The sequence below is a fragment of the Pedobacter sp. genome (genome assembly GCF_035566355.1).
In the GTDB taxonomy this organism is placed as follows: domain Bacteria; phylum Bacteroidota; class Bacteroidia; order Sphingobacteriales; family Sphingobacteriaceae; genus Pedobacter.
Map to the genome: position 1 here is coordinate 1 of NZ_DATMRL010000010.1, position 4,892 is coordinate 4,892.

A 4,892-nucleotide genomic window follows, 5' to 3' on the forward strand; every position below is an offset into this window, starting at 1 on the left:
CGGCGAGGCAGAACAGTGCAAAGGGCTTTACCAAGTTCAGGCTGGAAGGAAGTACCGATGGTACCGCTTTTACCAGTTATGGCGAATTTACCTTCGATCCTGCGGTTACAGCGGAACAAAGTTTTCCTATCTCGCCGGCCAGAAATATCCGTTATCTGAAGCTGACTGCATTAGAGAAAGCGGCTACCCAAACCGGAAGTGTAACTTTCCTGGCCGAGTTTAACGTGACGGGTTTACAGGAAAGGGTACCCATTACAGATATTGCCCTGGATAAGACCGGCTGGACAGCTACAGCATCCAGTGAAGTGAATTTTCCTGGAGATGAAACCAATCTTGCTGCATTCCTTGTAGATCCGATTTCTGTAAAAAGTCCTACTGCCCCTGATGTGCCTTCTTTCTGGCAGGTGGATTATGAGGAACTTCATCCTTATCCGCACTGGGCTATAATTGATATGAAGAAGGCTTACGCTCTTACTTACATCGGATTAAATGCACATACAGATGCTAAACAGGGTTTTACGAAATTCTCTATATCCGGCAGTACCGATGGGGTTAATTTTACCAAGCTGGGTGATGACAGAGGCTTTAATCCGGGTACAACTGCAGAGCAGAGATATGCTGTTGCTCCGGGTTCTGCCATTCGTTATGTGAAGATAACTTTACTGGAAGGTACGCCTTATCCGTGTCTCGCGAATTTTGAAGCCTATGTGAAATTGTAGGTTTTGTTAAATAAAAAAAGGGGCGTCCGGAAAAATTCCAGACGCCCCTTTTTTTATTTAACAAATTTTATTTCATGGCGGACAAAGTCGATTTCAATTCTTTAACCACTTCAGCATCGCTGTTTGCTGCTTTAAAAATGGTATGAGAAGATAGTGCTTTTCCGTAGAAGGCTTTATTTGCTTTTGCATCGATATCCAAGGAAGCACCGTTCAGGGAAATTCCTGCAAAAAGACCTTTACTGCGGGAATAGGAGTATACTTCTGCATCCAGTTTATAGTCTGTATTTGCTGTGGTATTTCTGCCTACAGGACCCGCGGCGATGGATAGGTCTCCCCCAAGGGTGAAACTGCTTTTGTTGATGTCTGTAAGGCTGTTGCTGTGTTTAAAGATCAAGACAAGATCAACTGCCTGGAAGCCGATTTGCGCACCAATACTTCCACCGGTCAGGGTAATGAAAACCGGGTTGCTCCAGCTACCGTCTGCTTTTTTTACCATCGCAATTCCCTTACCTCTTTTTCCTCCAACTACAAATCCTGCGTTGATCATTTTAGGTACGATAATAATACCTTGTGTAACGGCGATCAGATCTGAAGGAATGGATTCTTTCATTTTTGCAAAATCGGAAAGTACAGTGGTTGCCTTTTCTATCTTTTGTTCTTCTTTTTCCTGGGCTGATGCGGCATAGGAGAAGAAAAAGCTAAGGCAAAGTAGGAGCGCTGCTTTGAATTTTAGAGAATGTATCGTTTTCATTTGTGTTTATTTAATACTAGTACGTGGAGAGGTTGCAATTATTGTTCCACGTTTTAAATTAAGTATTGAGGAGGTGAGTTTTTTGAAAATTCTGTACAGCTGCTTCAAGACTAACGATATCAGGCGGGCTGAAGGGCCTGCAAATCTCTTAGGTCTTTCGCAACGTACGAGAATTTTCCTTAGCAAATTGCAGAGGGAGGGTGTCCGGGCATAGTTTGCAAGGAAAGCCTGAATACAGGATTTTGCTAGGGGGTAATGGGGGTTAGATAGAATTTTATGTTTTTGGATGGTTGCACCAATTCAATCTGTTGGATTTTTGGGTCTTTGATTTTGAATAAGAGAACAGTATCATTCTGATAGTTTTCTTTTTTTAACACGAGTTTATCGGAGGGAGGGAACCGGCTGAGTTCAAAGTGACCATTGGCATCGGTTGAAACTATTCTCTCGCCGTTCATGGTATATATTTCTGCATTTTTCAGGGGTAGGCTGTTTTTTTTATCGTAGATTTTTCCGCTGAGCTGGGGGTAAAGAAATCTTTTGCTCCCATCCATTTCTTTAACTTGATGTTCTCCTGCAATAATGCGGTTCATACGAAGAGTGTCGATTATATAGTTACTTTTCTTTATAGAGAATAGAAAACCTGGATCCCAGTTCAGGCTGTAATAGCCTTGGGTATCCGTAGAGGTGCTTTTTTTTCTTTCAATGTCGTAGATTTGCACACCAGCAAGCGGTTTTCTACTGATTCCGTCGTAGATATAGCCATTGTATTTTTCCTTGCAGCTGGTCAAAATAAATGGGAGCAGGAGTATTATACCGGAGTATCTCATTCTATTTTTAGTTAAGTAGATTGGAAGATAGCTTGTATATGCGATGTCAATATAGGAATTTTAGTTTATTTCATAATAAGCTAAATTTTAGAATATTCTGGATAAGGAGGTGAATTTTTTGGAAAATTCTGTACAGCTGCTTCAAGACTAACGATATCAGGCGGGCTGAAGGGCCCGCAGATCTCTGAGGTCTTTCCGCAGCGTACGAGAATTTTCCTTAGCAAATTGCAGAGGGAGGGTGTCCGGGCGTAGTTTGTTAGATATGGTTATATTAAGATGCAGATAGGCGTGAAATACAGCTAGGCGCAATACGGAGAAAAATCTGGCTCTGTGGAAAGACCTTTGATCTTTGTCCGCTTTTTCAGCGGGCCTAAGATCAGTAGTCTTGAAGCAGATGTCAATTTTTTTCAAAACAGACAAATGGCAAATTCATCATCTTCCGCAGAATGGATTCTATAAAACAGCTTTTGTTTTTTTGAACTTTATGATTAAGTTTGCATAGTAATGAAATGGAAATGGTGTCTTCCATTTAAAATAACCGCCGCGGCTGATGACTCCTACAAAATTAGATCAAGCAAATGATTTGTTTGAGGAGAAAAATATTGTAGGTAAGATCATGATCAATACGAGCAAAATAACACTAAAAGAACACACTTCAATTTTAAAATATCTGGTTAGATGGACACTATTTATAGTGCCTACAGCTATAGCCATTGGCAGCGTTGTCGCATTTTTTCTATGGCTGCTCACAGAAGCCATTCATTTCAGGTTTCACCATCCCTGGCTTTTATTCTTGCTGCCGCTGGCTGGTCTGCTGATCTATTTCATTTATCAGTCCGTTGGGAAATCTTCCGAGAAAGGCAACAACCTGATTATGGAACAAATCCATATAGAGGGAGGAGGGGTGCCTAAACAGATGGCCCCGGTTATCCTTTTGACGACGGTCATTACCCATCTTTTTGGGGGTTCTGCCGGCAGGGAAGGAACAGCTGTGCAAATAGGCGGAAGTATTGCGGCTATGTTTGGGGGCTGGTTTAAATTAGAAGGGGTAGATATGCGTATGATCCTGACTGCGGGTATAGCGGCTGGTTTCGGCGCGGTGTTTGGAACACCCCTTGCAGGGGCTGTTTTCGCGATGGAAGTTTTAACGATAGGACGTATTAAATACGATTCTTTATTGCCTGCATTAATTGCCGCGGTAGTTGGAGATCTAACCGTTTCTGCCTGGCATGTGTCTCATGTTCATTATCATATCGATGTGGTACCCCAAACGGTCTATTTTCTCTCAGATTATTTTCATATGGACATTGTACTGCTGGGAAAGGTGATTCTTTCTTCTGCGGCTTTTGGACTGGCTGGTTTCCTGTTTGCGGGTATGGTGCAGGAAGTGAAGTCAATTTGCCTGAAGCTGTTTAAAAAGAATTGGATGATCCCTGTGTTTGGTGGTCTGGTGATTATTGGGCTTACTTTTTTGATTGGGAAACCAGATTATTTAAGCTTAGGTGTAGATCCGGAATATGCAGGTGCAGTAACCATTCCTTCGGCGTTCCATGCAGGAGGAGCGGATACCTGGAGTTGGTTATGGAAAACCATTTATACTGCAGTGACCCTGGGAACGGGATTTAAAGGCGGGGAAGTGACGCCTCTCTTTTATATCGGTGCCACTTTAGGAAATACGCTCGCGGTTTTACTCGATGCGCCGGTGAGCCTTTTTGCTGCTTTGGGGTTTATTGCTGTATTTGCGGGCTCTACCAATACCCCGATTGCCTGTACTTTTATGGGGATTGAATTATTTGGCGGCCAGTATGCGTTGTTGTTTGCGGTGGCTTGTTTTACTGCTTATTTCTTTAGTGGTCATTCGGGAATTTACAGCGCACAACGAATCGCTGTTCCTAAGATATTTGGCGAGTATTTTTCTGAAGAGAGCTCTTTATCGGAGGCCAGTAAAAGAAGAGGCTACTTGTACCAAAAGTTAAAAAAATATACTTCTGTGTTCTCAAAAAAAGAGTAATGATGTGGTACCAAACTAAAATCACTAGACTGTTAGGCATTCAGTATCCAATTCTATTAGGGCCAATGGGTGGTGGATTTTCTACTCCCGCTTTACTTGCCGCAGTGTCTAATGCTGGTGGTTTAGGCAGTTTTGGAGCTTATACTTTATCTCCTGAAGAAATGCTTCGGGCGGCTGAGGAGATCAGGTTGAAGACCGACAAACCTTATAATGTGAATTTGTGGGTTTCTGATGTAGATGAACAGTTAAAGACCTATCCGCTTAAAGAACTGGAACGGGTTAAAGGGCTCTTTAAACCCTATTTTGATGAGTTGGGAATCCCCTTGCCAGATCTTCAGACTGATATCCCTTCAAAATTTGAAAAACAGGTAGAGGCGCTTTTTCAGATTCGTCCGGCTGTATTCAGTTTTATATTCGGGATTCCTTCCCCTGAGATATTGAAGGAATGTCGGCGTCTGGGAATTAAAACTGTGGGCGGGGCGACAACCCTGGATGAAGGGGTATTATTGGAATCTGCAGGAGTTGATGCTATTGTCGCGGCAGGTTTTGAGGCTGGGGGCCATCGTCCGTCTTTTTTACAGCCT

At 42.7% G+C, this 4,892-nt stretch carries 5 protein-coding genes and 1 riboswitch; of the genes, 3 read left to right on the forward strand and 2 right to left on the reverse strand.

Features of this window, described 5'->3' with window-relative positions:
- Nucleotides 1–719, forward strand: a 719-nt coding sequence (locus VNZ46_RS00370) for a discoidin domain-containing protein (protein ID WP_325558086.1), incomplete at its 5' end; no start/stop codon positions are given.
- A 67-nt stretch (nt 720–786) separates the two neighbouring features.
- Here the strand turns inward: VNZ46_RS00370 and VNZ46_RS00375 are convergent.
- Together VNZ46_RS00375 and VNZ46_RS00380 are read right to left on the reverse strand one after the other, a co-directional pair.
- A complete protein-coding gene (locus VNZ46_RS00375; protein WP_108551099.1) occupies nt 787–1,470 on the reverse strand; it encodes a lipid-binding SYLF domain-containing protein in 684 nt (227 codons plus the stop codon).
- Between the two features lie 245 nt (nt 1,471–1,715).
- Nucleotides 1,716–2,297 (reverse strand): hypothetical protein, encoded by a 582-nt coding sequence (locus VNZ46_RS00380; RefSeq protein WP_325558087.1) that lies wholly within the window; start codon nt 2,295–2,297, stop codon nt 1,716–1,718.
- A gap of 502 nt (nt 2,298–2,799) precedes the next feature.
- Nucleotides 2,800–2,864, forward strand: a riboswitch (Fluoride riboswitch).
- On the opposite strand from VNZ46_RS00380, the gene VNZ46_RS00385 reads away from it, so the two are divergent.
- Complete coding sequence (locus VNZ46_RS00385) at nt 2,848–4,308, forward strand: voltage-gated chloride channel family protein (protein ID WP_325558088.1); 1,461 nt, start codon at nt 2,848–2,850, stop codon at nt 4,306–4,308. (Overlaps the previous riboswitch by 17 nt.)
- Nucleotides 4,308–4,892 (forward strand): nitronate monooxygenase (locus tag VNZ46_RS00390; protein ID WP_325558089.1); only part of this gene is annotated, 585 nt, incomplete at its 3' end. The genes VNZ46_RS00385 and VNZ46_RS00390, both read left to right, overlap by 1 nt.

Coding starts and splice junctions, on each gene's coding strand:
- VNZ46_RS00375 (WP_108551099.1), bottom strand. CDS start 1,470: ATGAAAACGATACATTCTCTAAAATTCAAAGCAGCGCTCCTACTTTGC.
- VNZ46_RS00380 (WP_325558087.1), bottom strand. CDS start 2,297: ATGAGATACTCCGGTATAATACTCCTGCTCCCATTTATTTTGACCAGC.
- VNZ46_RS00385 (WP_325558088.1), top strand. CDS start 2,848: ATGACTCCTACAAAATTAGATCAAGCAAATGATTTGTTTGAGGAGAAA.